26 protein-coding genes are annotated in these 24,676 nt (G+C 52.5%); 8 read left to right on the top strand and 18 right to left on the bottom strand.

Features of this window, described 5'->3' with window-relative positions:
- Positions 1-20: 20 nt before the first annotated feature.
- The 3 genes from mltC to mutY form a co-directional block, all read right to left on the bottom strand.
- Entirely contained in the window at positions 21-1,100 is a 1,080-nt protein-coding gene (mltC, locus tag ACMV8I_RS09885; RefSeq protein WP_498865059.1) for a membrane-bound lytic murein transglycosylase MltC, read from the bottom strand.
- A 73-nt stretch (positions 1,101-1,173) separates the two neighbouring features.
- On the bottom strand, positions 1,174-1,446 hold the full coding sequence (locus ACMV8I_RS09880; protein ID WP_140473560.1) for an oxidative damage protection protein: 273 nt from the start codon (positions 1,444-1,446) through the stop codon (positions 1,174-1,176).
- A gap of 9 nt (positions 1,447-1,455) precedes the next feature.
- The gene (gene mutY / locus ACMV8I_RS09875) at positions 1,456-2,514 is read right to left on the bottom strand and encodes an A/G-specific adenine glycosylase (protein WP_498865058.1); all 1,059 of its coding nucleotides are present in this window, start codon (positions 2,512-2,514) and stop codon (positions 1,456-1,458) included.
- 217 nt (positions 2,515-2,731) lie between these two features.
- On the opposite strand from mutY, the gene trmB reads away from it, so the two are divergent.
- The 4 genes from trmB (at position 2,732) to ACMV8I_RS09855 (ending at position 5,652) form a co-directional block, all read left to right on the top strand.
- Positions 2,732-3,451 (top strand): tRNA (guanosine(46)-N7)-methyltransferase TrmB, encoded by a 720-nt coding sequence (gene trmB / locus ACMV8I_RS09870; RefSeq protein WP_498865057.1) that lies wholly within the window; start codon positions 2,732-2,734, stop codon positions 3,449-3,451.
- Positions 3,451-3,777 carry a YggL family protein gene (locus tag ACMV8I_RS09865; RefSeq protein WP_498865056.1) on the top strand — a complete coding sequence of 109 codons (327 nt, stop codon included), beginning with the start codon at positions 3,451-3,453 and terminating at the stop codon, positions 3,775-3,777. The genes trmB and ACMV8I_RS09865 overlap by 1 nt, the downstream gene beginning before the upstream one ends.
- A gap of 193 nt (positions 3,778-3,970) precedes the next feature.
- Complete coding sequence (gene glsB / locus ACMV8I_RS09860; protein WP_498865055.1) at positions 3,971-4,897, top strand: glutaminase B; 927 nt, start codon at positions 3,971-3,973, stop codon at positions 4,895-4,897.
- A 26-nt stretch (positions 4,898-4,923) separates the two neighbouring features.
- The gene (locus ACMV8I_RS09855) at positions 4,924-5,652 is read left to right on the top strand and encodes a YggN family protein (RefSeq protein ID WP_498865054.1); all 729 of its coding nucleotides are present in this window, start codon (positions 4,924-4,926) and stop codon (positions 5,650-5,652) included.
- Between the two features lie 64 nt (positions 5,653-5,716).
- Here the strand turns inward: ACMV8I_RS09855 and hemW are convergent, their stop codons facing one another.
- The 6 genes from hemW to ACMV8I_RS09825 all read right to left on the bottom strand — a co-directional run bounded on the left by hemW (position 5,717) and on the right by ACMV8I_RS09825 (position 10,119).
- Entirely contained in the window at positions 5,717-6,853 is a 1,137-nt protein-coding gene (gene hemW / locus ACMV8I_RS09850; RefSeq protein ID WP_498865053.1) for a radical SAM family heme chaperone HemW, read from the bottom strand.
- Complete coding sequence (rdgB, locus tag ACMV8I_RS09845) at positions 6,850-7,470, bottom strand: RdgB/HAM1 family non-canonical purine NTP pyrophosphatase (RefSeq protein ID WP_498865052.1); 621 nt, start codon at positions 7,468-7,470, stop codon at positions 6,850-6,852. The genes hemW and rdgB overlap by 4 nt, the downstream gene beginning before the upstream one ends.
- 34 nt (positions 7,471-7,504) lie before the next feature.
- Positions 7,505-7,798, bottom strand: coding sequence for a DUF167 family protein YggU (gene yggU / locus ACMV8I_RS09840; protein ID WP_498865280.1), 294 nt, complete (start codon positions 7,796-7,798; stop codon positions 7,505-7,507).
- Entirely contained in the window at positions 7,795-8,349 is a 555-nt protein-coding gene (locus ACMV8I_RS09835) for a YggT family protein (protein ID WP_498865279.1), read from the bottom strand. The genes yggU and ACMV8I_RS09835 overlap by 4 nt, the downstream gene beginning before the upstream one ends.
- A gap of 160 nt (positions 8,350-8,509) precedes the next feature.
- Positions 8,510-9,331: a pyrroline-5-carboxylate reductase gene (gene proC / locus ACMV8I_RS09830; RefSeq protein ID WP_498865051.1), complete on the bottom strand. Its 822-nt coding sequence runs from the start codon at positions 9,329-9,331 to the stop codon at positions 8,510-8,512.
- Between the two features lie 68 nt (positions 9,332-9,399).
- A complete protein-coding gene (locus ACMV8I_RS09825) occupies positions 9,400-10,119 on the bottom strand; it encodes a YggS family pyridoxal phosphate-dependent enzyme (RefSeq protein WP_498865050.1) in 720 nt (239 codons plus the stop codon).
- On the opposite strand from ACMV8I_RS09825, the gene ACMV8I_RS09820 reads away from it, so the two are divergent.
- The gene (locus ACMV8I_RS09820; RefSeq protein WP_498865049.1) at positions 10,105-11,181 is read left to right on the top strand and encodes a type IV pilus twitching motility protein PilT; all 1,077 of its coding nucleotides are present in this window, start codon (positions 10,105-10,107) and stop codon (positions 11,179-11,181) included. The two genes, ACMV8I_RS09825 and ACMV8I_RS09820, sit on opposite strands and share 15 nt — an antisense overlap.
- Here ACMV8I_RS09820 and ruvX read toward each other — a convergent pair.
- The 8 genes from ruvX to metK all read right to left on the bottom strand — a co-directional run bounded on the left by ruvX (position 11,129) and on the right by metK (position 18,453).
- Positions 11,129-11,566 (bottom strand): Holliday junction resolvase RuvX, encoded by a 438-nt coding sequence (ruvX, locus tag ACMV8I_RS09815; RefSeq protein ID WP_498865048.1) that lies wholly within the window; start codon positions 11,564-11,566, stop codon positions 11,129-11,131. The two genes, ACMV8I_RS09820 and ruvX, sit on opposite strands and share 53 nt — an antisense overlap.
- A complete protein-coding gene (locus tag ACMV8I_RS09810) occupies positions 11,566-12,129 on the bottom strand; it encodes a YqgE/AlgH family protein (RefSeq protein WP_498865047.1) in 564 nt (187 codons plus the stop codon). Before ACMV8I_RS09810 ends, ruvX begins: the two co-directional genes overlap by 1 nt.
- 192 nt (positions 12,130-12,321) lie before the next feature.
- Positions 12,322-13,272 carry a glutathione synthase gene (gene gshB, locus ACMV8I_RS09805; RefSeq protein WP_498865046.1) on the bottom strand — a complete coding sequence of 317 codons (951 nt, stop codon included), beginning with the start codon at positions 13,270-13,272 and terminating at the stop codon, positions 12,322-12,324.
- Between the two features lie 11 nt (positions 13,273-13,283).
- The gene (gene rsmE / locus ACMV8I_RS09800; protein ID WP_498865045.1) at positions 13,284-14,015 is read right to left on the bottom strand and encodes a 16S rRNA (uracil(1498)-N(3))-methyltransferase; all 732 of its coding nucleotides are present in this window, start codon (positions 14,013-14,015) and stop codon (positions 13,284-13,286) included.
- A gap of 100 nt (positions 14,016-14,115) precedes the next feature.
- Complete coding sequence (gene endA, locus ACMV8I_RS09795; protein ID WP_498865044.1) at positions 14,116-14,820, bottom strand: deoxyribonuclease I; 705 nt, start codon at positions 14,818-14,820, stop codon at positions 14,116-14,118.
- Positions 14,821-14,919: 99 nt separating this feature from the next.
- The gene (locus ACMV8I_RS09790; protein ID WP_498865043.1) at positions 14,920-15,435 is read right to left on the bottom strand and encodes a SprT family zinc-dependent metalloprotease; all 516 of its coding nucleotides are present in this window, start codon (positions 15,433-15,435) and stop codon (positions 14,920-14,922) included.
- A gap of 90 nt (positions 15,436-15,525) precedes the next feature.
- Complete coding sequence (locus ACMV8I_RS09785) at positions 15,526-16,920, bottom strand: sugar porter family MFS transporter (protein WP_498865042.1); 1,395 nt, start codon at positions 16,918-16,920, stop codon at positions 15,526-15,528.
- 381 nt (positions 16,921-17,301) lie between these two features.
- A complete protein-coding gene (gene metK / locus ACMV8I_RS09780) occupies positions 17,302-18,453 on the bottom strand; it encodes a methionine adenosyltransferase (RefSeq protein ID WP_498865041.1) in 1,152 nt (383 codons plus the stop codon).
- 880 nt (positions 18,454-19,333) lie between these two features.
- On the opposite strand from metK, the gene speA reads away from it, so the two are divergent.
- Together speA and speB are read left to right on the top strand one after the other, a co-directional pair.
- Positions 19,334-21,316 carry a biosynthetic arginine decarboxylase gene (gene speA / locus ACMV8I_RS09775; protein ID WP_498865040.1) on the top strand — a complete coding sequence of 661 codons (1,983 nt, stop codon included), beginning with the start codon at positions 19,334-19,336 and terminating at the stop codon, positions 21,314-21,316.
- A gap of 87 nt (positions 21,317-21,403) precedes the next feature.
- Positions 21,404-22,327: an agmatinase gene (speB, locus tag ACMV8I_RS09770; protein ID WP_498865039.1), complete on the top strand. Its 924-nt coding sequence runs from the start codon at positions 21,404-21,406 to the stop codon at positions 22,325-22,327.
- A 117-nt stretch (positions 22,328-22,444) separates the two neighbouring features.
- Here speB and loiP read toward each other — a convergent pair whose 3' ends face one another.
- Positions 22,445-23,197, bottom strand: a complete 753-nt coding sequence (gene loiP / locus ACMV8I_RS09765; RefSeq protein ID WP_498865038.1) for a metalloprotease LoiP — start codon at positions 23,195-23,197, stop codon at positions 22,445-22,447.
- Between the two features lie 248 nt (positions 23,198-23,445).
- Between loiP and ACMV8I_RS09760 the strand changes: the two genes are divergently transcribed.
- On the top strand, positions 23,446-24,676 hold a 1,231-nt coding region (locus ACMV8I_RS09760), incomplete at its 3' end, for a transketolase family protein (RefSeq protein WP_498865037.1).

The following is a 24,676-nucleotide window of genomic DNA, read 5'->3' as shown; positions in this document are numbered from 1 at the left end:
CGGGTCATCGCCGTTGCGGGTTAGTCGATGCGACGGTAACTCTTCTGGGTATTATTCACTTTATACAGATAGCGCCGTGATTCGCCAGACGGATGCCTGGTGGTCAGCGTAGTGTAAACATCGCCTGGTGCCATATTGTTGATAATATTAAACGCCTGCGTTTTATTACTATTAAACACGCGTAATACGCTGCCAGCGCCACCATTGTAGGCGGTGATCACCGCATAACGTTTAGACGTCGGGTTAGTAATATTGCCCAGATAAACGTTCTGCAACATGGCCAGATAGGCGGTACCTGTATTGATATTATTCTGTGGATCAAACAGATAGCTGCGGCTTGGCTTGCCCCATTTCCCTTCTGATTTAAACACGTCAACACCGGCGCTATGCTGCACGACCTGCATCAAACCCAGGGCATCTGCATTACTCACTGCATAGGGGTTGAAGGCAGATTCGGTCTGCATGATCGCCAGTATCAGTGACTGATCCACGCCATATTTGGCGGATGCTTCACGCACCATCGGCAAATATTTATGCGCACGCTTGTTCAGGTGGTTTGGCACCATCTGAATCGTGACGGAATAGATAATGTGCAGACCTGACTGACGGCGCTGCAATTTGTTCTGTACCAGATAATCGGCGAAGCTGGCGGCGCGGCCCTGCCAGCGGATAGCTTGCCCGGTATTGTCCAGTACTTGCCCGAAGAGCATTGGCTCACGGCTGATCTCAATGTCGTTGGCGTCTGAATAAAGGTCAACGTTGCCCGGATCTTCACCGATCAACAACGTACTGATGATCGCTTGACGCAGGTTCGCCGCCGGATTGGTACCGGCGATGGTTTCGATGGTGATGGTACCCGCATCAAAGTTAATGTGGCTGCGCGTATAGTATTGATCGCTGTATTTTACGTAGTCTTTAGGTCCGGCGATCAGGACTTCATTCAGCCCCCAGATGTTCTCGATGTTGTGGGCGAATTGGCCCATCAAAATATCGAAGCCGTTGGTATCCTTGACATAGGCTTCATCAAACGAGTTCTTCTTGCTGCCCGAGCAGGAGATCAACATCGGGGCGATAACCAGCAAAGCTAAAATTTTCTTCATCTTAAAACCGTATCGTGACGAAAGATGACGGGCAAACGTGACATAAAACGCAGCCAGCAGAGTTAAAAAATGATTATTTCGACGGCGGCGTATAGCCTTCGATATGCACGTCCTGACCTTCAAATAGGAAATTCACCATCTCCTGCTCCAGCAACTTACGGTCATCGGGATTCATCATGCTGAGTTTTTTCTCATTGATCAGCATTGTTTGCTTGCTCATCCACTGCGACCAGGCTTCTTTCGAAATCTCATTAAAGATTCGTTTGCCTATCTCGCCTGGATAAAGCTGGAAGTCCTGACCTTCCGCATCACGCTTTAAAAAAGTGCAAAAAATCGTTCTGCTCATGCTAATTCCTTATTCTTTAGGTAGGGAGTGCTCTTTTGCCAACTGAGTTAATAAACGTTCAACCGGTGCTGCCAGCCCGACGGATTGCGGCTGCGCTAAGTTATACCAGAGACCCGTACCTTCATCCATGCAACCCGGCGCTGAGCGCAGATTTAGCCACATAGGGACGATATCCAGATGAAAATGGCTGAAAGTGTGACGAAAAGCAGTCTGCTGTTGCAACTGATCAAGGGTAACGCCATATTTTTTCACGCCACGGTCTAGCTCATCGAAACTGGCAAACTGTGGGAAGCAGAATAAACCACCCCACAGGCCGACCGGCGGACGCTGCTCCAGCCAGACGCCATCATCTTGCTGAATCATCAGCATAAATGCGGTTTTTTCCGGTAAAGTCTTCTTCGGTTTTTTACCCGGATATTTCTCCCAGCTGTTGTGCGCATAGGCTTCACATTGGGTATTCAGTGGGCAAAGCGCACACTTGGGTTTAGAACGGGTACACACCATCGCCCCCAGATCCATCATCGCCTGATTAAACTGCTCAACGCCCTTGGCCGGTGTGACCTGTTCGGCGATTTGCCACAGACGGTTCTCGACCTTTTTTTCACCTGGCCAACCATCAACGGCATAGCAGCGTGACAGCACGCGTTTTACATTGCCGTCGAGGATCGGATGATGTTGCCCCAAAGAGAGCGACAGCACCGCGCCCGCCGTAGAGCGGCCAATGCCTGGCAGGGCGTTAACCACGTCGAAATCGGTCGGGAAAATGCCACCATGCTCAGCGGTAATGGTCTGCGCAGCTTTATGCAAATTGCGCGCACGGGCGTAATAACCGAGACCGGTCCACAGATGCAGAACTTCATCCTGTGGGGCGACGGCAAGATCATTGACGGTAGGAAAACGTGCCATAAAGCGTTCAAAATAGGGAATGACGGTTGCAACCTGCGTTTGTTGCAACATCACCTCAGAGAGCCACACTTTGTAGGGCGTTTTTTCGAGCTGCCACGGCAGCGTTTTACGGCCATAGCGTTGGTACCAGTCCAGCACCAGGGGCGCGAAGTTCTGTATCATGAGTGAGTGGCAAATCCGGCAGGGTTAAAAGTCAGGAGCGGATCACATCACAGACGCCTGAGGGTGTAAACCGGAACTTTCCGGACTGTTTCTGTCCGCAAGGCTTGCTTATCGGGCATAGGTTTGGATAATGCGCCATTCCTTGATTTGTTGCCTAACCGCTACTGCCCAACCGCGCAATGCTGAGAACAGCACTGCCCAATAGAGTGAAAGCCCTATGAAAAACGACGTCGTTTCCCCGGAGTTCGATGAGAACGGTCGCGCTATGCGTCGTATCCGCAGTTTTGTTCGCCGTCAGGGCCGTCTGACCAAAGGTCAGCAACACGCGCTCGACACTCTCTGGCCGGTGATGGGCGTTGAATATCAGGCTCAACCGTTAGACATTGACGCGCTATTTGGCCGTACCGCGCCCGTCGTGCTGGAGATCGGTTTTGGCATGGGTGCGTCGCTGGTGACCATGGCAGCACAAAAGCCTGCGCAGAACTTCATCGGTATTGAGGTTCACTCGCCGGGTGTGGGTGCTTGTCTGGCAACGGCGCAGGAAGAGGATGTCAGCAACCTGCGCGTGATGTGTCACGATGCGGTGGAAGTGCTGGAAAAGATGATCCCTGATGGCTCGCTGGACATGGTGCAGCTATTCTTTCCTGACCCGTGGCACAAAGCGCGTCATAATAAGCGCCGTATCGTTCAACCGATCTTTGTTGAGCTGCTGCGCAGTAAATTGAAAGTGGGCGGTGTATTCCACATGGCAACCGACTGGGAACCTTACGCCGAACATATGCTTGAGGTGATGACCAGCCTTGAAAACTGGAATAACCTGTCGCAGGAAAATAATTATGTACCGCGCCCTGAGTCGCGCCCGGTAACCAAGTTCGAAATGCGTGGCCAACGTTTAGGCCACGGTGTATGGGATCTGATGTTTGAGAGGAAGCAATAATGGCCACGAATCGTAGTCGTCGTTTACGTAAGAAGTTACACATTGCCGAGTTCCAGGAACTGGGCTTTTCGGTAAAATGGCGTTTCCCGGAAGGTACCCCGGTTGAAACCATCGACGAGCAGCTGGACGCGTTCATCGAAGGCGCGATCGAGCCGAACAAACTGGCCTTTGACGGCAGCGGTTATCTGCAGTGGGAAGGTTTAATTTGCCTGCAAGATATCGGTCATTGCACCGATGAGCACCGTGCACTGGTTAAAAAATGGTTGGAAGACCATAAGATGGAAGATGTTGAGGTTTCTGATGTCTTCGACATCTGGTGGGATTAAATCTGCTGTCATCCTTCGAGCCACCTCTGCGTTGGCCGCGTTAACTTACCCCAGTCACTTACTTGTGTAAGCTCCCGGGGATAAGTTAAGTTGCCGCCTTAATACAACTCGAATGATTTAGGCAGATCCAGCAGGATCGCTAAAAAATCAAAGGTGCCTTTCCGGCACCTTTGTTATATCCGGAGGCAGGACGTTGGGCACTGAACTCGATAACAGTTTACTGGAAGATATTCTGACCCAGGTTCGTCCGCTGATTGGTTGCGGCAAAGTCGCGGGATACATTCCTGCACTGGCTGACGTCAGCCCTGATAATCTGGGCATTGCGGTATGCACCACGTCGGGTGAAACGTTCCGCGCCGGTGATGCCGACAGCCGTTTTTCTATTCAGTCGATCTCCAAAGTGCTAAGCCTGACGCTGGCGCTGACCCGTTATGAGGAGAGCGAAATTTGGCAGCGCGTCGGCAAAGAGCCGTCGGGCCAGCCTTTCAATTCACTGGTCCAGCTTGAGCTGGAGCAGGGTAAGCCTCGTAACCCCTTTATCAATCCCGGTGCGTTGGTGGTGTGTGATTTACTGCAAACCCGCCTGACGGCACCGCGGCAAAGAATGCTGGAAGTGGTGCGTCAACTGGCTGGAATGCCAGATATCAACTACGATCGCGACGTAGCGCGTTCAGAGTTCGAGCATTCTGACCGCAATGCGGCCATCGCCTATTTAATGAAATCTTTCGGTAATTTCGACAATGACGTTATCACCGTTCTCCAAACTTATTTTCATTATTGTGCGCTGCGGATGAGTTGTGCAGAGCTGGCCCGCACCTTCGTTTATTTGGCGAATAAAGGCCAGCCGCTTGACACCGACGACGCACTGCTTGAGCCACGTCAGGCGCGGCAGATTAACGCGTTGATGGTCACCAGCGGCATGTACGACGGTGCCGGTGAGTTCGCCTACCGCGTCGGGATGCCGGGTAAATCCGGGGTGGGTGGTGGCATCATCGCCATCGTACCGGGCGAGATGTGTATCGCCGTCTGGTCACCTGAACTTGACGCCGCAGGGAACTCTTTGGCCGGAACCGCTGCCTTAGAAAAACTGGCGCAACGAATTGGCCGTTCAATATTTTAATTGTTTGCTGTCTCAAGGGAGAGAACATGGAATTCAAAACGGTATCTAAACTGGGCGTTGCTGCACTGCTGGCAATGACGACATGGAGTGCACAGGCGGATTACCAGTGTGACGTGAACCCGCAGGACGACGTGGTGATCAAACCGCAAAATGTTCAGGTGATTGGTGCCAGCGGGAGCTTGCTGATCACCCCTAATGGAGACGTGTCAAAAAATGGCAAAGATGTCAGCCTGAGCGCCAAACAGCGTCAGGAAGCGATCGATTATCAGGCCTCACTCCGCCGTGATCTACCGTGGATCGATCAGGGGGCAACGGCGCATCTTGAGAAGGGGCGCGTGGCGATGGACCGAGTTATCGTTCAGCAGCTCGGTAGCGAAAGCAACGTACGTAACCGTCTGACGACGCTCAATACGCAGTTGAAGCAGCAGATGAATCGCATTCTCGAACATCGTACAGATGGCCTGACCTTCCACCATCAGGCGGTTGAGCAGGTTAAACAGGATGGCCGACGTATTCTGGAACAAAGCATGGGCGGCGTGATGCAAGACAGCCTGAATGAAATGGGGATCAAACAGGCGACCAGCGGCGGTAACCCGCTACAGGCGGTAATGGGTAATCTGGGTGGTCTGCAACAGGCGGTACAGAACGAATGGAGCAAACAGGAGCAGGAGTTCAACGTTTTCGGCGATGATGTCTGCAACCGTGTGAAAAAACTTGATAAACAGCATAAGACGCTGCTGGCAGATCTTAAATAAATCTCCGCAGAATGCAAAATAGAGCAGGGCGCAGCTTGTGAAGGCTGCGCTTTTTTTATTGTCACTATTCGTCCAGAAACAATTCCAGCAGGGAGTTAAGGAACAGCTTGCCATGTTGGGTTATCTGCCAGTGTAAATTCGTTTCCAGCAAATAGTTTTTCGCGATGGCGTCATCCAGCTGTGGACGGATCACCGACTCAGCCAGACCGGTATAAACCGCAAACTCTTCACGCGGCGCCGCTTCCAGCAGACGGAAACGGTTCATAAAGAACTCAAACGGCAGCTCCCTGGTTTCCACCTCATGCTGTTTGTCCATGTAGCGGCCCTGCATATAACCGCGAGGGTGCTTGGTTTTCACCGTTCGCAGGATCGGCCCATCGGGCTGCGTCAGCTTACCGTGTGCGCCGCAGCCGATCCCAAGATAATCACCGAAACGCCAGTAGTTGAGATTGTGTTGGCACTGGTAACCCGGCTTTGCATAGGCTGAGGTTTCATATTGCTGGTATCCGGCAGCGGTTAGCAGTTGGTCGCCCTGTTCGAAAATGTCCCACAGCGCATCGTCATCTGGTAATTTTGGCGGGCGCGAGGCATACATCGTATTGGGCTCAATGGTCAGCTGATACCACGACAGATGCGGCGGATTGAGCGCAATGGCCTGACGCAAATCGTCCAGCGCCTCTTCGAGCGTCTGGTCGGGTAATCCGTGCATTAAATCGAGATTAAAACTGCGCAGATTTAGGCCGGTCGCCAGATACGCGGCACGTTTGGCTTCTTGCGGGCCGTGAATACGCCCCAGACGCTCCAGTTTCTGCGCACTGAAACTTTGTACACCAATGGAGATACGGTTCACGCCGGCGCGCTGATAAGCGCTGAAGCGGTCTGCTTCGACGGTGCCTGGATTGGCTTCCATAGTAATTTCAGCATCGGCCGCCAACGGCAGGCGCGCACGCACGCCATCGAGCAGATTTTGCATCGCTGCTGCGCTGAGCAGACTCGGAGTACCACCGCCGATGAAAATCGTCTTCACCTCGCGGCCAGCGGTCAGATGCAGGTCAGCATCAAGATCGGCCAGCAAGTGCGCGACATAATCGTCGTGGGGCACTTCGCCTTTTAGCGCATGTGAATTGAAGTCGCAGTACGGGCATTTCTGCACGCACCACGGGATGTGGATATAAAGGCTCAGCGGCGGTAAGCTATTCATTTTTCAGGACACGCATTCTTCAGTGTTTTCTCTTTCATCGCGCCGAGCAATAATTTCAGGGCCTGGCCCCGATGCGACACGGCACTTTTTTCTTCCCGCGTCAGTTCGGCGGCGGATTTACCTAGCGCCGGAGCGTGGAAGATAGGGTCATAACCAAAACCGCCTTTTCCCGCTTCAGCAAACAGAATTTCGCCGTCCCAACTACCGTGACAGACGATTGGCGTCGGATCCTCAGCATGGCGCATATAGACCAGTACACAATGGAATTGCGCGCTGCGCTGGCCCTGCGGGACATCTTTTAGCGTCACCAGCAATTTGTCGAGGTTCTGCTGGTCGCTGGCATCGACACCGGCGTAGCGTGCGGAATAAATTCCCGGTGCGCCACCCAGCACGTCAACGGCCAGACCTGAGTCATCGGCAATGGCGGGCAGGCCGGTGATCGCTGCGGCATGACGCGCTTTCAGAATGGCGTTTTCAATAAACGTCAGGCCGGTTTCTTCGGCAGATTCGACGCCCATTTCCGTTTGAGCCACGACGTCCAGACCGAAATCTGCCAGCAGATGGGCGAGTTCACGGACTTTACCAGCATTACCGGTAGCTAATACGACTTTATTCATGGGGTAAAATCCTGATTGAATTGAGCGTGTTTTTTTATTCTGCGAGCAGTACCGCGACCTCGGTCGGGATATTTTGCGGATTCGTAATGCGGACTTGTTTATGGCGGCCCAGCTCGCCCTTTTCAATACAAACCTGACTTTTGGCGACTTTAAACTGTTTGGCGAGATATTTCACCAGATGCGAGTTAGCCTGACCGTCCACCGGCGGTGCAGTGATGGCGACTTTAAATTCGTCGCCATGCAAGCCCACCAAACTGTCCCGGCTGGCCTTGGGCTGGATAACCAGCCGCAACACCAGCGCGTCAGCCTGCCAAAAAACTGGACTCAGAGCAGGAACCACAGCTCACCCAGCAGATCCATGCCCAAATAATTCAGCATATAAAGGATAAGGATCACCACCATCGCCGAGAAGTCGATACCGCCCATCGCAGGCAAAAAACGACGGATAGGTGACATCAGTGGCTCAGTCAGCTGCATCAGAACGTAATCCATCGGTCCGCGGCCCTGACTCACCCAGCTCATCAGCGAGCGGATAATAATTAGCCAGAACACCAGATACCCTGCGGACTTCAGCAGCGAAATCAGGCCGAACAGCAGGTTATAAGGACTAAGCGATACACCTCCGCCCTGAATCAGCAGCAGCAGCGGATATTTGACGGTCATCAGCAGGAAGGCCAACAACAGCGATGCGCTATCAACCGGCCCCAGCGGAGGAATAATCCGGCGCAATGGGCCGATAATTGGCTGAGTGATTTTCACCACAAACTGCGAGAACGGATTGTAAAAATCGGTGCGCGCCCACTGCATCCAGATACGCAGCAGTAAAACCATGACGTAGAGGTCAATCAGTGTTTTGACCAGGAAAGTCAGCGTTAACATAAATCCCCTTTTCCCTTCATCCTTCGGGCTGCTCCAGCGTTGGCTGCACTCGTTCACCCCAGTCATTTACTGATGTAAGCTCCTGGAGATTCGCTCGCTTGCCGCCTTGACGCAACCCGAATGATTTTGGGTAATGTTGTGTTTTTTTAATTTTAAAAAATTAGAAAAGTTTTTCCATTTCCTGCGCACGAATAATGGCGGCTTGCATGGCTTCGGAGACAATTTCCGGTAACTTCTGCTGGTTAAAGACTTTTAGCGCTTCAAACGTGGTGCCTCCTTTGGAGGTCACGTTCTCACGCAGCTGTGACAGTGGCGTGTCAGGGCTGGCGGCAACCAGCGCCGTAGCGCCGCTGGCGGCTTGCTCTACCAGCATACGCGCCGTTTCTGCACTGAATCCTAAACGTTCGGCTTCGGCTTGCATAGCTTCCATGAAGAGGAAGAAATACGCAGGCGCGCTGCCTGCAGCGGCAATGATATGGTTGATGCCTTCTTCGGTATCAACCCAGCATACCTTGCCGACTGCGCCCATCAAATCACTACTGTACTTTCTGTCCTGCGGGCCCACTTCTTTTGGCGCATAGAGACCGCTCATGCCTTTACCCACTAACGACGGGGTATTTGGCATGATGCGTACAATATTAAGCTGCTCACCAAGCAGGCTGCGGAAACGCGCGATGTTGATACCTGCGGCGATCGACAGTACCAGTTTACCGCTGAAATCCACCTCTTTTTGCAGTGATTTACATACGTCGGCCATCAGTTGCGGTTTCACCGCCAGCACCACCACATCCGCTTCCTGCGCACAGGTAATGTTGTCATCACTGCTTTTCACGCCATATTTGGATGCCAGCGAATCACGATTCTTGCCTGAAGGTGCACAAACGCTGATCAAATTTGCCGGATAGCCGCTGTCGACCAGGCCGGAAATGATCGCACCCGCCATGTTACCGGCGCCAATAAAACATAATTTGCGATGCTGCATGGTGCTCCTCGCTATTAAAAACAGGGGATGATTCTTGAGTATTAAAACAGTTTCCTGCTCGACACCGGTTACTGTTTTGCGCTGTTATCACGTGTACCAAATATTGCGGTACCAATACGTACCATCGTACTGCCTGCCGCAATGGCAGCGGGCATATCGTCTGTCATGCCCATCGACAACGTATCTGCCTGCGGGCAGATCGCCTGCAAGGTTTTCAGTGCGTCATGCATCTGGCTGAAAACCGCCAACTGCCGCGTGTGGTCTTTTTCTGCGGCAGGGATCGCCATCAGGCCACGCAGCATCAGGTTGGGCATCGCCATGATTTGCGTTGCCAGCTCAGCCACTTCACCCACGGGAATGCCGGATTTACTGGCCTCATCGCTGATGTTTACCTGAATCAAAACCTGTAACGGCGGTAAGTCTGCCGGACGCTGTTCGTTCAGGCGCTGAGCGATTTTCAGCCGATCAACCGTATGGCACCAGTCAAAATTCTCTGCAACGAGGCGGCTTTTGTTCGACTGCAACGGCCCGATGAAATGCCAGGTCAGCGCAGGTTGATGCCCGGCAAAGTGCGCGATCTTCTCCACACCCTCCTGAACGTAGTTTTCACCGAACGTCAGCTGGCCGGCTGCGATCGCTTCTTCGACCGCGCTCGCAGGTTTGGTTTTGCTTACTGCAAGCAGCGTAATTTCTTCCAGAGACCGCTCGCAGCGCTGCACAGCCGCAGCGATTTGCTCACGAACATCCTGTAAGTTTTGACCAATCGTTTGTGGATGACTAAGGCTCATAGTGACTCAGGAGATTTCAAAATGGATATCGATGAATTTGTGGAGCGTAGTGTAAAGCAAAATGCCTCCGATCTGCACCTTTGTGCCGGCCATCAGCCGATGTTACGAAGCCACGGAGAATTAAGGCCACTGGGAAATATGGCGAAAATCACTGTTGAAAATATGCAGTGGCTAAGCAATAAGTGGCTGGAACCCTCACAGCACGCCGAATTACAAAGTAAAGGCCAGACTGATGGCGCTATTACACTGGAGAATGGCTTACGGCTGCGGGTGAATTTCTTCAGACAATTGCATGGACTCTCCGCCGCACTGCGCCGTGTGCCGGCAAGGTGTCCGAAGCTGCAGCAGCTTCATGTGCCAGAGATAGTAGCAAGCCTTACTGAGTGTGAAGACGGATTGATACTGGTGACCGGTGCCACCGGCAGCGGGAAATCCACCACGCTGGCGGCGATGATTGACCACCTCAACCACACCTGCGCCCGGCATATTATTACGCTGGAAGACCCGATTGAATTTATTCACAGCAGCCAGCGGTGCCTTATTCAGCAGCGGGAGCTTGGGCGCCATACGCACTCTTTCACCGACGCCGTTCGCGGCGCACTGCGCGAAGATCCGGATGTTTTGCTGCTAGGCGAGTTGCGTGATGCCGACAGCATCCGGCTGGCACTGACTGCCGCGGAAACCGGACATCTGGTGCTGGCGACGCTGCATACGCGTAACGCGACGCAGGCGGTCGACCGTCTGGTGGACGTATTTCCGGCTGAAGAGAAAGGGTTTGTCCGCGCACAGTTGGCAGGCAGCCTGCGCGGTGTCATTGCGCAGAAACTGATGGCAGGAAGCAATGGTGCCAGGGTAGCGCTGTTTGAAGTTCTGACCTCTACGCCTGCGGTGGGGAATTTGATCCGCGAAGGCAAGACGCATCAGTTGGTGGATATTTTACAAACCTGTTCAAAGGTTGGCATGCAAACCTTTGAACAGAGCCGGTTACAGCGCATGGCCAGCGGGCTTATTAGTCCGACGCTGGCTGGCTCCACTGTTTCTCAAACCAGCTTTCCAGAATGATCACCGCAGAGGCTGCATCCACGCTGCCTTTGTCGAGTGCGCGGAAACCGCCGCGATCAAACAGGTCAGCGCGTGCTTCGACGGTACTCAGCCGTTCATCATGCAATTCAACCAGAACACCAAAGCGACCATGTAGACGGTTGGCAAACTTGCGTGCGCGGACTGTCAGCGGCTGTTCAGTGCCGTCCATATTCAGCGGCAGGCCAACCACCACTACGTCAGGCAGCCACTCTTTGAGTAGTTTCTCTATCTTCTGCCAGTCTGGTGTGCCGTCCTGGGCTTTGAAGGATGTCAGCGGTCGTGCGGTGCCTGTGACCTCTTGTCCGATGGCCAGACCGATACTCTTGGTACCAAAATCAAAGGCAAATACGGTGCGGTTAGCCATTATGCGTGACCTGCGTGGGTGGCGAGTTGGCCGACATCGATGCCGATCATTTTTGCAGCTTCGCGCCAGCGGTCAGCGATCGGTGTGCGGAACAATATATCGCTGTTGGCTTCGATGGTCAGCCAGGTGTTATCCAGCAACTCTCTTTCCAGCTGGCCTTGCTCCCATGCGGCATAGCCCAGCGCGACCAGCACGTCTTTAGGCTGTTCTGGGGTGCCAAGCGTTTCCAGCACATCTTTGGATGTCGTGATCATGGTGGTGTCAGAAATCTGAATGCTGGAGCCAAAGCCGTTGCGCGGTGTGTGCAAAATAAAGCCGCGGTCGTCTGACAGCGGGCCGCCGGAAAACACCGGGCGATCGAGACGGATAGCCGGATCGCGTGGGGTAGGGGAGATCTCCAACTTATCGAGCACGTTTTCGACGGTGAAGTCTTCGACCAGCTTATTAATCACCAGACCCATTGCACCTTCTTCATTGTGTTCGCAGATATACACAACAGAACGTTTGAACTGGGGTTCATCCAGCCCAGGCATCGCAATAAGAAAGTGATGTTGTAGATTCATGGTATGCAGGATGGTTAACCTCAGAGAATGTTGGCATAAGTAAATTACGCCATTTTACCCGCCATACTTCAAGTTGCAGGTGCGTTCGCTACGTTCAGTCACCCGAATCACTAACTTGAGTAAGCTCATCGGGACTTCCTCACTTGCCGCCTTCCTGCAACTCGAATTATTTAGAGTATATGAAGGGTAATGTCATTGTGCTTCTAAGCGCTTTTCGATCGCGTCCATCAGCATACCGGTGACGGAAATCGGAAAGGCGGCTTCGATTTCACGAGCACAGGTCGGGCTGGTAACGTTGATTTCAGTCAGGCGGTCGCCAATGATGTCCAGACCGACAAAAATCAGCCCTTTTTCTTTCAGCACGGGAGCCACTTTACGGGCAATGGCCCAGTCGCTCTCGGTCAGTGGACGTGCTTCACCACGACCACCGGCAGCCAGATTGCCACGGGTTTCACCCTTAGCCGGAATGCGCGCCAGGCAGTAGGGCACCGGTTCACCATCGACAACCAAAACGCGCTTGTCGCCGTCCTTGATCGCCGGCAAATAGTTCTGCGCCATGCAGAAACGGCTACCGTGTTCAGTCAGTGTTTCGATGATCACTGACACGTTAGCATCTTCCGGTTTCAGGCGGAAAATCGATGCGCCTCCCATGCCGTCGAGCGGCTTGAGGATGACGTCGGTGTGCTCCTGATGGAAAGCTTTTAACTGCGCTGCATTGCGGGTGACCAGCGTATCGGGGGTCAGTTCCGGGAACCAGGCAGTAAACAGTTTTTCGTTACAGTCACGCAGACTCTGCGGTTTGTTAACGATCAGCGTGCCTTTTTCTTCAGCGCGTTCAAGGATGTAAGTGGCATAGATAAATTCGGTATCAAACGGCGGATCCTTACGCATCAGGATCACGTCGAGCTCCTGCAGGGCGATATCTTGCTCGGTGCCGAATTCATACCAGCCGTCGTAATCCTGCTTAACATTTAGTTTACGTGTCAAGGCACGGCCTTCACCACCGCGAAGATACAGAGAGTTCATCTCCATATAATGCAGTTCATAACCACGGCTTTGTGCTTCCAGCAACATCGCGAAGCTGGTGTCTTTTTTGATGTTAATGGACGAAATAGGGTCCATTACGATGCCAAGCTTAATCATTTGGTCTCCTCTTAACCCAGATCGCCGAAACGAACCTGTAAGGCCGTTATCGCGGTGAGTGCTGTAGTTTCTGTACGCAGAACACGGGGTCCCAGCAGGATATCAGTAAATCCGTAGCCGGAGGTCATTGCAATTTCTTCGGCGGACAGGCCGCCTTCGGGGCCGATCAGCAGGCGAACGTGGTTCACCGGCAGCGGCAGGGTATTAATGCTGTGGCTGGCGCGCGGATGCAGATTCAGCTTCAGGCTGTCATCCTGCTCTGCACACCAGGCTTCCAGCTGCATCGCTGGGCGAATTGTTGGAATACGGTTACGGCCGCACTGCTCGCACGCGGCAATAGCGATTTTCTGCCACTGTTGCAACTTCTTCTCCAGCCGTTCGCCATCAAGCTTTACGCCGCAACGATCTGAAAACAGCGGAGTAATGGTGTTGGCACCTAACTCGATGGATTTCTGAATGGTGAACTCCATCTTCTCACCGCGTGAGATCACCTGCCCGAGATGCAGATTGAGCGGAGATTCGTTGTCAGACAACACGCCTTCGCTCAGGCTGACACGCACACTTTTTTTATCAACCTGAGTGATACTGGCCTCAAAGACCTGATTACTGCCATCAAATAATTGAATCAAGTGGCCGGGTTGCATCCGCAGCACGCGCCCAACGTGGTTAGCAGCATCTTCGCAGAGCGCAATTTCGCTGTGAGCGTTCAGGGGTTCCGGGTGATAAATGCGAGGTATGCGCATGTGAGGCTGCTGTCCTTAAAGTGTTTAAGTGGGCTATTTTGGCGACATTAGCCCGCGTTGTCGCGGGCTAATGTGCTCTTGGGACGTGTTTAATACTAAGTTAGCTTTTTCGTTGTACGCAAGCCTGCTGAACGTAAGGATTATGATTCCCCTGAACTTGTGCAATACGCTCGTCGCGTTCGCATTCCCAACGAGTGACCGGATATTGCTTGCTCCAGGCGGTAAATAACTGCGTCTGCTGGCGGGATAAATTCAGCTGATAGCGGTCGCGCATATAAAAATAGGTGCGCGCGATAGCGCCGCGCGCACGGGCCGGTGGCTCTGCTGCTTTGGCTTTAAAATCGACTTTCATCTCGCAGCGTCCGTACTGGCCTTCTCCGCCATTCCACTGGCCGTACATGAAATTATTACGGTCGCCGTTCACTTCACCAATCGAAGGCTGCAGGTTGTGGAGGTCGGTTTCAATCTGGCGATAGCCCTCATCCTTCGCACAACTTTTGCGTCCGCCGTCCTGCCAGCACTGGCGTAAATGACCAAACTGCCAGGCCGGCATCACGTGTTCCCACTCAATTCGATTCGCGCGTAATTCACTTTTCCGTACCTGATAGCCACAGGATTGCAGATCCGGCGTCCCCTTTTTGCCCTGCCAGTTAATGTCACAGCCGCAGTAAAATGTCGCTGCACCCTGATTGATTTTTACCGCTTCGGCTTTGGCCTGAGTGAAGTTATTAATGCCTTTGCTGAGCGTGGAAAAAGAGGCTAACGCGGCGAGAACAACAACAGTTACAACAATTTTGCGAAACATATTCCAAAAATACCTGATGCGAAAAGTGGGCAGGGTAGCGGATACAGGGTGAGCTGACAATCAGCGAATGATGATTTTTATTGTTGAATAATCAAACGATTAACCGCTGCCTTTGACGTTGAATCGTAACAATTCACCGCAATGACGACAGCGATATTCAGCCTCTTTACGCATCACCCGGTTATGGCGGCGCACGGTGAGTTGGTGGTCCTGGCAGGCGCACAAATAGGGATATGTTTTACTTTGTACCGAGGCAGTTTCGAATTTGTGGGTACGGCTGGCACTGACACCAAGCACGTGCTCCATCATCCAGCGCCACTCCTTGCCGTGCGGCGCTGCGGTGCGGCCAAAATGCCGGTAAACCAGCAGGTGCGCCAGTTCGTGAGGTACAACCTCATCGACAAAAGGCTGTTGATTCTCGACTAATAGCACCTGATTCAGGCGGATCTGCCAGTGTTGCAGGTAAGCACTGCCCGCGCTGGTGCCGCGCTGCAGATAACTGATTTCTGGCTCAGGATGATCCGTGCCGAAATGGGTGTTCGCCAATTGGAGTTTTTCCCGCAGGCAGCGCATTACAGCTTGTTGCAGGGCGATTGGGAGTCGTGAGGTTTTCATCTGGCGAAGGATAAATCTGGGAAGAGAGAGATGCAAATAGTTCTAATTTTTAGCTTCCTCTCCTTCGCAGGGGAGGAAGCTAAAGACGCTTTACTTACCGATGTCACGCAGGGCTTCACCGCTCATCAGATTACGTTCAATGTGTTCCAGAGAGACGTTTTTGGTCTCGGGAATCAACGCAATAGTGATGAAGATGAACACAACGTTCAGTGCGGCATAGACCCAGAAGGTGTTGGCGTTGCCGAGCGTGTCGAGCATGGTCAGGAAGGTCGCGCCGACAATCATGTTGGCGATCCAGTTAGTTGTTGTGGAAACGGTGATACCAAAATCACGGCCGCGCAGCGGCTGAATTTCAGAACAGAGTACCCAAATCAACGGACCGGCACTCATGGCGAAACCGACGATGAACATCAGTAACATGGCGACGGAGAAGTATTTCGCCACTTCTGATTCAACGCCAATGTGCAGCATGGTGCCTAATACGCCCATACCGACAGCCATTACCATGAAGCCTAGTTTTAGGGTTGGTTTACGACCCCAACGGTCGACCAGACCAATGGCAATGAAAGTGGCGAGTACGTTGACGACACCCACAATGACCGTGCCCCACATTTGTTGCGAGGTGCTGGCAAACCCGGCAATACCGAAGATTTTCGGTGCGTAATACATGATGACGTTCATACCGGTGAACTGCTGCATGACCTGTAAGAGGATGCCGAGGTAGACCGCGCGACGGAAGTTTTTGTTGCTGGTAAACAGACCCCAGCCACTCTGTTTAATTTTCAGACTTTCGCGTATCTCATCCAGCTCTTTTTTGGCCTGAGCCGTAGAGTCGCGCAATCTTTCCAACACCCGGCGCGCTTTATCGTCGTTGCCCCGGGCTGCCAGCCAGCGTGGGCTATCAGGCAAGAAGAACACACCAACTAACAGCAACAGCGCAGGGATAGTGATAACCCCGAGCATCCAGCGCCATGCGCCGGTGTAACTGAAGCCGGTGTCTGAAAGATAGGCAGCCAGAATACCGATGGTGATCATCAACTGATACATTGAAATCATACTGCCGCGGATTTTCTCCGGTGCAATTTCCGACAGATAAACAGGCGCGGTGTAAGAGGCGATACCGACGGCCAGACCCAACAGGATGCGTGCGATGATCAGAACTTCGGTATTTGGCGCAAAGGCTGAAAAGAGTGAGCCGACCACGAATAAAACGGCGCCAATCATCAGACTGTATTTACGCCCCAGACGAAAGTTGAGCCAACCACTACCGATAGCCCCAACCGCAGCACCGAACATCATTGAGCTGACCACCCACTCTTGCTGATGGCTGGTTATCTGGAATTCATTACTGATGAAGGGAAGGGCACCGGCGATGACGCCGATATCAAGCCCGAACAGCAGGCCTGCCAGTGCGGCCAGAAAACAGACAAAGAACGTGACGCTTTTATTCGAGCGCTTCTTTTTGCCATATGTTGAGTTACTCATACTGCCTCCAAAAGATAGCAATAATGCTTAGCTTGTTATGTTATTTGCCCTTGCCCTGACTAAAAGTGCGCCAGATCACAGTGTTGTAATCGCTTACACTTATTGGTTCGATCTCTTATCAGGTGTGAGAGGCTTTTATGAGACGTGGTAATCGGGAAGGGGACGATTTCACAGAGTAATACGCAAATACTTGACTTATATCAATCAAATGTTGACATGTCAGAATCATTAATTGATTTAATTTTTTGATTTTAAAGGAATTATTTTTTGTAATCGTTCCCACTAATCGGATTGTTCTCACTCGAGTTTCGCTGTTTAATAGCCAGGAATAAAAACCCCCGCCATAAAATGGCGGGGGTTTAATAAACCTCGTTCTGCAAATTACACGCCGGCAGCTTCACGCAACTGAGCGGCTTTGTCGGTTTTTTCCCAAGGGAAATGTTCGCGACCAAAGTGGCCGTATGCGGCGGTTTCTTTGTAGATTGGATGCAGCAGATCCATCATCTGAATCAGGCCGTGAGGACGCAGATCGAAGAACTCGCGCACCAGCAGAGTTAACTGCTCGTTGGAGATTTTACCGGTACCGAAGGTTTCTACCATGATAGAAGTCGGTTCAGCCACGCCGATAGCATAAGAGACCTGGATCTCACAACGATCGGCCAAACCGGCTGCCACAATGTTTTTCGCCACGTAACGTGCTGCATAGGCCGCCGAACGGTCAACTTTAGAAGGATCTTTACCGGAGAACGCACCACCGCCGTGACGGGCCATGCCGCCGTAGGTATCCACGATGATTTTACGGCCAGTCAGACCACAGTCACCCATTGGACCGCCGATCACGAAACGGCCAGTCGGGTTAATATGGTATTTAGTCCCGGCGTGCAGCCATTCTGCGGGTAGCACAGGTTTAATAATCTCTTCCATCACCGCTTCCTGCAGATCTTTCAGCGCGATATCTTCAGCGTGCTGAGTTGACAGTACGACAGCATCAATACCGACGATTTTTCCTTCGTCATACTGGAAAGTGACCTGGCTTTTCGCATCAGGACGCAACCACGACAGGGTACCTGCTTTGCGAACTTCTGCCTGACGCTGTACCAGACGGTGTGCGTAGGTGATCGGTGCTGGCATCAGCACCTCGGTTTCATTGGTTGCGTAGCCAAACATCAGGCCTTGGTCGCCTGCGCCTTGTTCCAGCGGGTCAAGGCGGTCAACACCTTGGTTGATGTCCGGGGACTGTTTACCGATAGCGCTGAGTACGGCGCAAGAGTTGGCGTCGAAGCCCATTTGAGAGTTGACGTAGCCAATCTCACGAATAGTCTGGCGAGTGATTTCTTCTACGTCGACCCAGGCACTGGTGGTAATTTCACCGCCAACGAGGACCATGCCGGTTTTAACATAAGTTTCACATGCAACACGTGCTTTCGGGTCTTGCTCTAAAATCGCGTCCAGTATGGCATCAGAAATCTGGTCGGCGATTTTATCTGGATGTCCTTCTGAAACAGATTCGGATGTGAAGAGATGTTTAGCCATTATGTTCTTTACCTTTATACAACGGGTTAGATATCACTGCATAGCACTGGGGAGACTGGCAGATGATGAGCGGAGCTCGTCATTGTCGCACTGCGTCCTGCATGTCCCCATAAGGCAAAGCCTTGAAGCAGTTTGACAGTCAATCCAAATAGACGGATTAACATCTGGACGGCTATTTTAGGATAGCAAGTGTTACGAAAGCCAGTCATTTCTGTGATGAATATGGCGTTATTGTGCGACTTTGCAGTCATATCCACGCTCGGAAACAATCTCTGGCGCATTTTCATTTTGCATTTACAGCAGGTTGCCGGTATAAACGGCGCGCGCCCGGTACTTTTTTTACATCTACGCCAGCGTATCCCAGTAATTACTGTTTTCTCAGCTCGAATGCCCGCGGGTGATGCGTGGCACGTGTGGAGGTGGTTAGGTTAATGACCCACTTTTTACCGATTGTTACATTTCAACAGCATCCCCGGCAGAGATTGTTAATTGCTGCTGCACGCCTTTCTGAAAAATTTCTGTCATCAATCCGATGTTATAAACAGCTTGTCCGCCGGACAGCCGCGTTTATGCCGCTTGGCTATAGACAGCTCAGTCTGCAACATCTGAGCGCTACTCAGGCACATCGGGCCGGTTAACAACGCCTTCCCCGTAAAACTGACGTAGCCTGCAACCTTAGAGCGTTATTCCTATAGGTTTCTCCTGACCCGTTCCACGGAGTCTAATGATGAATTTTATAATCACATGAGTGAAAAACAGTTTGCGAACCATGGTGCGCAGGATTTCATCCTGTCTGAAAGCCATTCGTTCGGGTTGTTCTCACTTGTTGTTACTGCGATAGTGGCTGGCCATGTTGTCAGTGTAGAAAGAGGATTTACCTATGTCTGATAACATCCATTCCCACCGTCCGTCACATGCGGGCGATTCGGTTTCTTTGCGCTCCATGCAGGAGGTTGCCGTGAACGATCGTGATGCCAGCAAAATGCTGCGCACTTACAACGTTGCCTATTGGGGTAACAATTATTATGACGTCAACGAACTGGGCCACATCAGTGTTTGCCCCGATCCTGACGTTCCGTCGGCCCGCGTGGATCTGGCGCAACTGGTGAAAGACATGCGCGCGCAGGACGGTCAACGTCTGCCAGCGCTGTTCTGCTTCCCACAAATTCTGCAACACCGTCTACGTTCGATTAACGCCGCGTTCAAACGCGCGCGCGAGTCGTTTGGCTACGAGGGTGATTACTTCCTGGTCTACCCTATTAAGGTTAACCAGCATCGCCGCGTGATTGAGTCACTGGTTGAATCCGGTGAACCACTGGGTCTGGAAGCCGGTTCTAAAGCAGAACTCATGGCCGTACTGGCGCATGCTGGTATGACCCGCTCGGTGATTGTCTGTAACGGCTATAAAGACCGCGAATACATCCGTCTGGCGCTGATTGGCGAGAAGCTCGGCCATAAGGTCTACCTGGTTATCGAGAAGATGACGGAGATAAAACTGGTGCTGGAAGAGGCGGAACGCTTGAACGTGACTCCGCGTCTCGGCGTGCGTGCGCGTCTTTCGTCTCAGGGCTCCGGCAAGTGGCAGTCCAGCGGCGGCGAAAAGTCCAAATTTGGTCTGGCGGCCTCGCAGGTTCTGCAACTGGTGGAAATGCTGCGTGAAGCGAACCGTCTGGATAGCTTGCAACTGCTGCACTTCCACCTGGGTTCGCAGCTCTCCAATATCCGTGATATCTCCACCGGCGTGCGCGAGTCTGCGCGTTTCTACGTTGAGCTGCACAAACTGGGCGTTAATATTCAGTGCTTCGATGTTGGCGGAGGTTTGGGCGTTGACTACGAAGGAACACGTTCGCAGTCTGACTGTTCGGTGAACTATGGCCTGAACGAATACGCCAACAACGTGATCTGGGGGATCGGCGATGCCTGTAATGAACATGGCTTGCCACATCCAACAGTGATCACTGAATCTGGCCGTGCCGTGACCGCGCACCATACCGTACTGGTCTCTAATATCATTGGCGTAGAACGCAATGAATTCCGCGATCCGATTGCTCCGGCTGATGATGCGCCGCGCGCGCTCGGCAGCATGTGGGACACCTGGAACGAAATGCATGATCCAGAGAATCGCCGCTCGCTGCGGGAATGGCTGCACGATAGCCAGATGGATCTGCACGACGTCCATTCACAATACGCACACGGTATTCTGGACCTGACGCAGCGCGCCTGGGCGGAAGATATCTACCTGAATATCTGTAATAAGATTCAGGATCAGCTGGATCCAAGTAATCGTGCGCACCGTCCGATCATCGACGAACTGCAAGAGCGCATGGCGGATAAACTGTACGTCAACTTCTCGCTGTTCCAGTCGATGCCGGATGCCTGGGGTATTGACCAGCTGTTCCCGGTTCTGCCGCTGGAAGGTCTTGATAAACCGCCGGTGGGTCGCGCAGTACTACTGGATATTACCTGCGATTCTGACGGCACTATCGATCACTATATCGACGGTGACGGCGTGGCGACCACCATGCCAATGCCTCCGTATGACCCTGAAGATCCGCCGGTACTAGGCTTCTTTATGGTCGGTGCGTATCAGGAAATTCTCGGCAATATGCACAACTTGTTCGGTGATACCGCTGCGGTAGACGTATTCGTCTTCCCTGACGGCAGTATCGAAGTGCAGCAATCCGATGAAGGCGACACGGTTGCCGACATGTTGGAATATGTGCAGCTGGATCCTAACGTGCTGCTCAGCCGCTTCCGCGATCAGGTAAAAGAAACCGATCTGGATGCAGACCTTCAGGCGCAGTTTGTCGAAGAGTTTGAGTCTGGCCTGTACGGTTATACCTATCTGGAAGAAGACGAATAATTTCGCGCAATAATCCGGCCTAAAGTTGGTCGGATTAAGGTAAATAATCGCGTCGCCTTTGCGCTGACGTCAAAAGAGGATCGTTTTATGAGCACATTGGGCCATCAACCTGATAATTCGCTGGTTTCCAACGCTTTTGGTTTCCTGCGCTTCCCGCTGAATTTCCAGCCATACGATGCAGATGCTGACTGGGTGATCACCGGCATTCCTTTCGACATGGCAACGTCTGGCCGTTCAGGCGCGCGCCTGGGCCCGGCAGCTATTCGTCAGGTGTCGGTAAATCTGGCATGGGAAGGTCAACGCTGGCCGTGGGATTTCGATCTGCGTGATCGCCTGAAAGTGATCGACTGCGGCGATGTGGTGTACAACTTTGGTGATGCACAGGACTTGACCGACAAACTGCAACAGCATGCTGAAAAAGTACTGGCTTCCGGCAAACGCATGCTCTCTTTTGGCGGCGACCACTTTGTCACCCTGCCGCTGCTGCGTGCGCACGCCAAGCACTTCGGTAAGATGGCGCTGGTGCATTTCGATGCGCACACCGACACCTATTCCAACGGCAGCAAATTCGACCATGGCACCATGTTCTTCCATGCGCCGAACGAAGGCCTGATTGACCCTAACCATTCTGTGCAGATTGGTATTCGTACCGAATTTGACAAAACTTTGGGCTTCACCGTGCTTGATGCAGCGCAGGTTAATGACCGCACTGTTGACGATATTCTGGCGCAGGTTAAGCAGATCGTGGGTTCTCTGCCTGTTTATCTAAGCTTCGATATCGACTGTCTGGATCCGGCGCATGCGCCCGGCACCGGCACGCCGGTGATCGGCGGCCTGACTTCTGATCGTGCGCTCAAACTGGTGCGCGGCCTGAAAGATCTGGATCTGGATATCGTCGGTATGGACATCGTTGAGGTTGCCCCTGCTTATGACCAGTCTGAAATAACCGCGCTGGCAGCGGCCACTCTGGCTCTGGAAATGCTGTACGTTCAGGCGTACAAAAAGGGCTGATCGGCCTGACGCGACTTTTCGTTGCTTAGCGGAAACAATCGCCCGACTTTATGTCGGGCTTTTGTATCTATTTTTTAGGTATTGAAAAATCGGGTTCTTAATTTTTCGTATTTGATATTACTTGCCGGCGGCAATACGCTCGCGAATGTGTTTAGCGCGGGCCTCGGAGGATGGATGGTCATTAAACCAACCAATGCTGCCGCCTTTATCCAGCGTTGCCAGTTTTTCGAAACTGGTGGCCAGGCCGGTCGGGTCGATACCGCGTTTTTTCAGTAAATCGAACGAATAGTCATCTGCCTGAGATTCCTGCTTTTGCGAGAACTGTGCATTAACGTATTTCTCTCCAAGATCAGCAAGTTGTGACTGAGAAAGCGTTGCGCTGATGCCACCTAAAGAAGATGCCGCCGAACGGGCAGCCGTTGCACTGTAGGCCACCTGCATCGCTTTGCGGGTGTGACCCAGCGCCACATGGCCCATTTCATGACCCAGCACGCCTTCGACTTCATTATCGTTCATCATGTCCATCAGGCCGCTATAAACGCGGATGCAGCCGTTAGCCATCGCCCAGGCATTGACGTCTTTGGTCATGTACACCTTGTAGTTCGCCGGTTGCCCATTGATGTTATCGCCAAGCGCGGCGGAGATTTTCTTCAGACGTTGTGCGTATTGGCTGTTATCCGGTGCTATCTGGTTTTTTTTGTCCATCTCTTCGCATGACTGCACGCTAAGTGTTTTGACATCTGCATCTGACAGCGTTGCTGCCTGATAAGCCTGCGCGCCGGACTGCATTAAGGTATCAGTATTCAGATTGGCGCAACCAGATAGCAGAGCGACAACGCTCAGACTCAACAGCGTGGGGTTAAATTTCATCAGTTTTGATTCCCAAAAGTTAAAAGCTAAACACAGAAAAAAGCCGTAAAAAGGCGTTAAAGGTAAGGATAGCGTTAAGGTAGGTTTTTTGCGTCTGCCGATCTATAGTTGATCTCCTAAAAATCGCACTGATTTAAAAGCCAATTCTGTGAAGTTCATCACGCGCACGAATAGAGTTTGCCGTTTTAATGCCTAGTCTGAGAAAATGACTTTCTTGACTGCTTTTTTAATCCGACCTGGAGTAGAACATGTCCTCTCGTAAAGAGCTTGCGAACGCTATCCGTGCACTGAGTATGGACGCCGTGCAGAAAGCGAAATCCGGCCACCCTGGCGCCCCGATGGGCATGGCTGACATTGCCGAAGTCCTGTGGCGTGACTATATGAACCACAACCCAACTAACCCACACTGGGCTGACCGCGACCGCTTCGTGCTGTCAAATGGTCATGGTTCTATGCTGATTTATAGCCTGCTGCACCTCACCGGCTATGATCTGCCGATGAGCGAACTGGCTAACTTCCGTCAGCTGCATTCTAAAACCCCAGGCCATCCGGAATACGGTTACACGGCTGGCGTGGAAACCACCACCGGTCCGCTTGGTCAGGGTGTTGCTAACGCCGTGGGTTTTGCTATTGCAGAACGCACGCTGGCCGCGCAGTTTAATCAGCCTGGTCACGACATTGTCGACCATCACACCTACGCCTTTATGGGCGACGGCTGCATGATGGAAGGCATCTCCCACGAAGTCTGCTCACTGGCCGGCACCATGAAGCTCGGCAAACTGACCGCGTTTTATGATGACAACGGCATCTCCATCGACGGCCACGTTGAAGGCTGGTTCACCGATGACACTGCCGCACGTTTCGAAGCCTACGGCTGGCATGTGATCCGTGGCATTGACGGCCACGATGCAGCTTCTATTAAAGCTGCCATCGAAGAATCCCATAAGGTTACCGACAAACCTTCTTTGCTGATGTGCAAAACCGTGATCGGTTTTGGTTCACCAAACAAAGCCGGCTCCCATGAAGCACACGGCGCACCGCTGGGTGATGCTGAAGTGGCAGCAACCCGCAAACAGCTGGGCTGGAACTATCCTCCGTTTGAAATTCCACAGGACATTTATGCCCAGTGGGACGCGAAAGAAGCCGGTAAGGCCAAAGAAGCGGCATGGGATGAGAAGTTCGCAGCCTACGCCAAGGCTCACCCTGAGCTGGCAAAAGAGTTCAAACGCCGCGTTAACGGTGAACTGCCTGCTAACTGGCAAGCTGACTCACAGAAATTTATCGAAGAATTGCAGGCTAATCCTGCCAATATCGCCAGCCGCAAAGCGTCGCAGAATGCGCTGGAAGTCTTTGGCAAAGTGTTGCCAGAATTCCTCGGCGGCTCTGCTGACCTCGCGCCAAGTAACCTGACTATGTGGTCTGGCTCGAAGTCACTGGGCGACGATCTGGCCGGTAACTACATCCACTACGGCGTGCGTG

Origin of the sequence: Ewingella sp. S1.OA.A_B6, from assembly GCF_049889095.1 — a bacterium.
GTDB lineage: Bacteria > Pseudomonadota > Gammaproteobacteria > Enterobacterales > Enterobacteriaceae > Ewingella.
The sequence above is the reverse complement of the archived record's forward strand: the minus strand, read 5'-3'. Positions and strand labels throughout refer to the sequence as shown.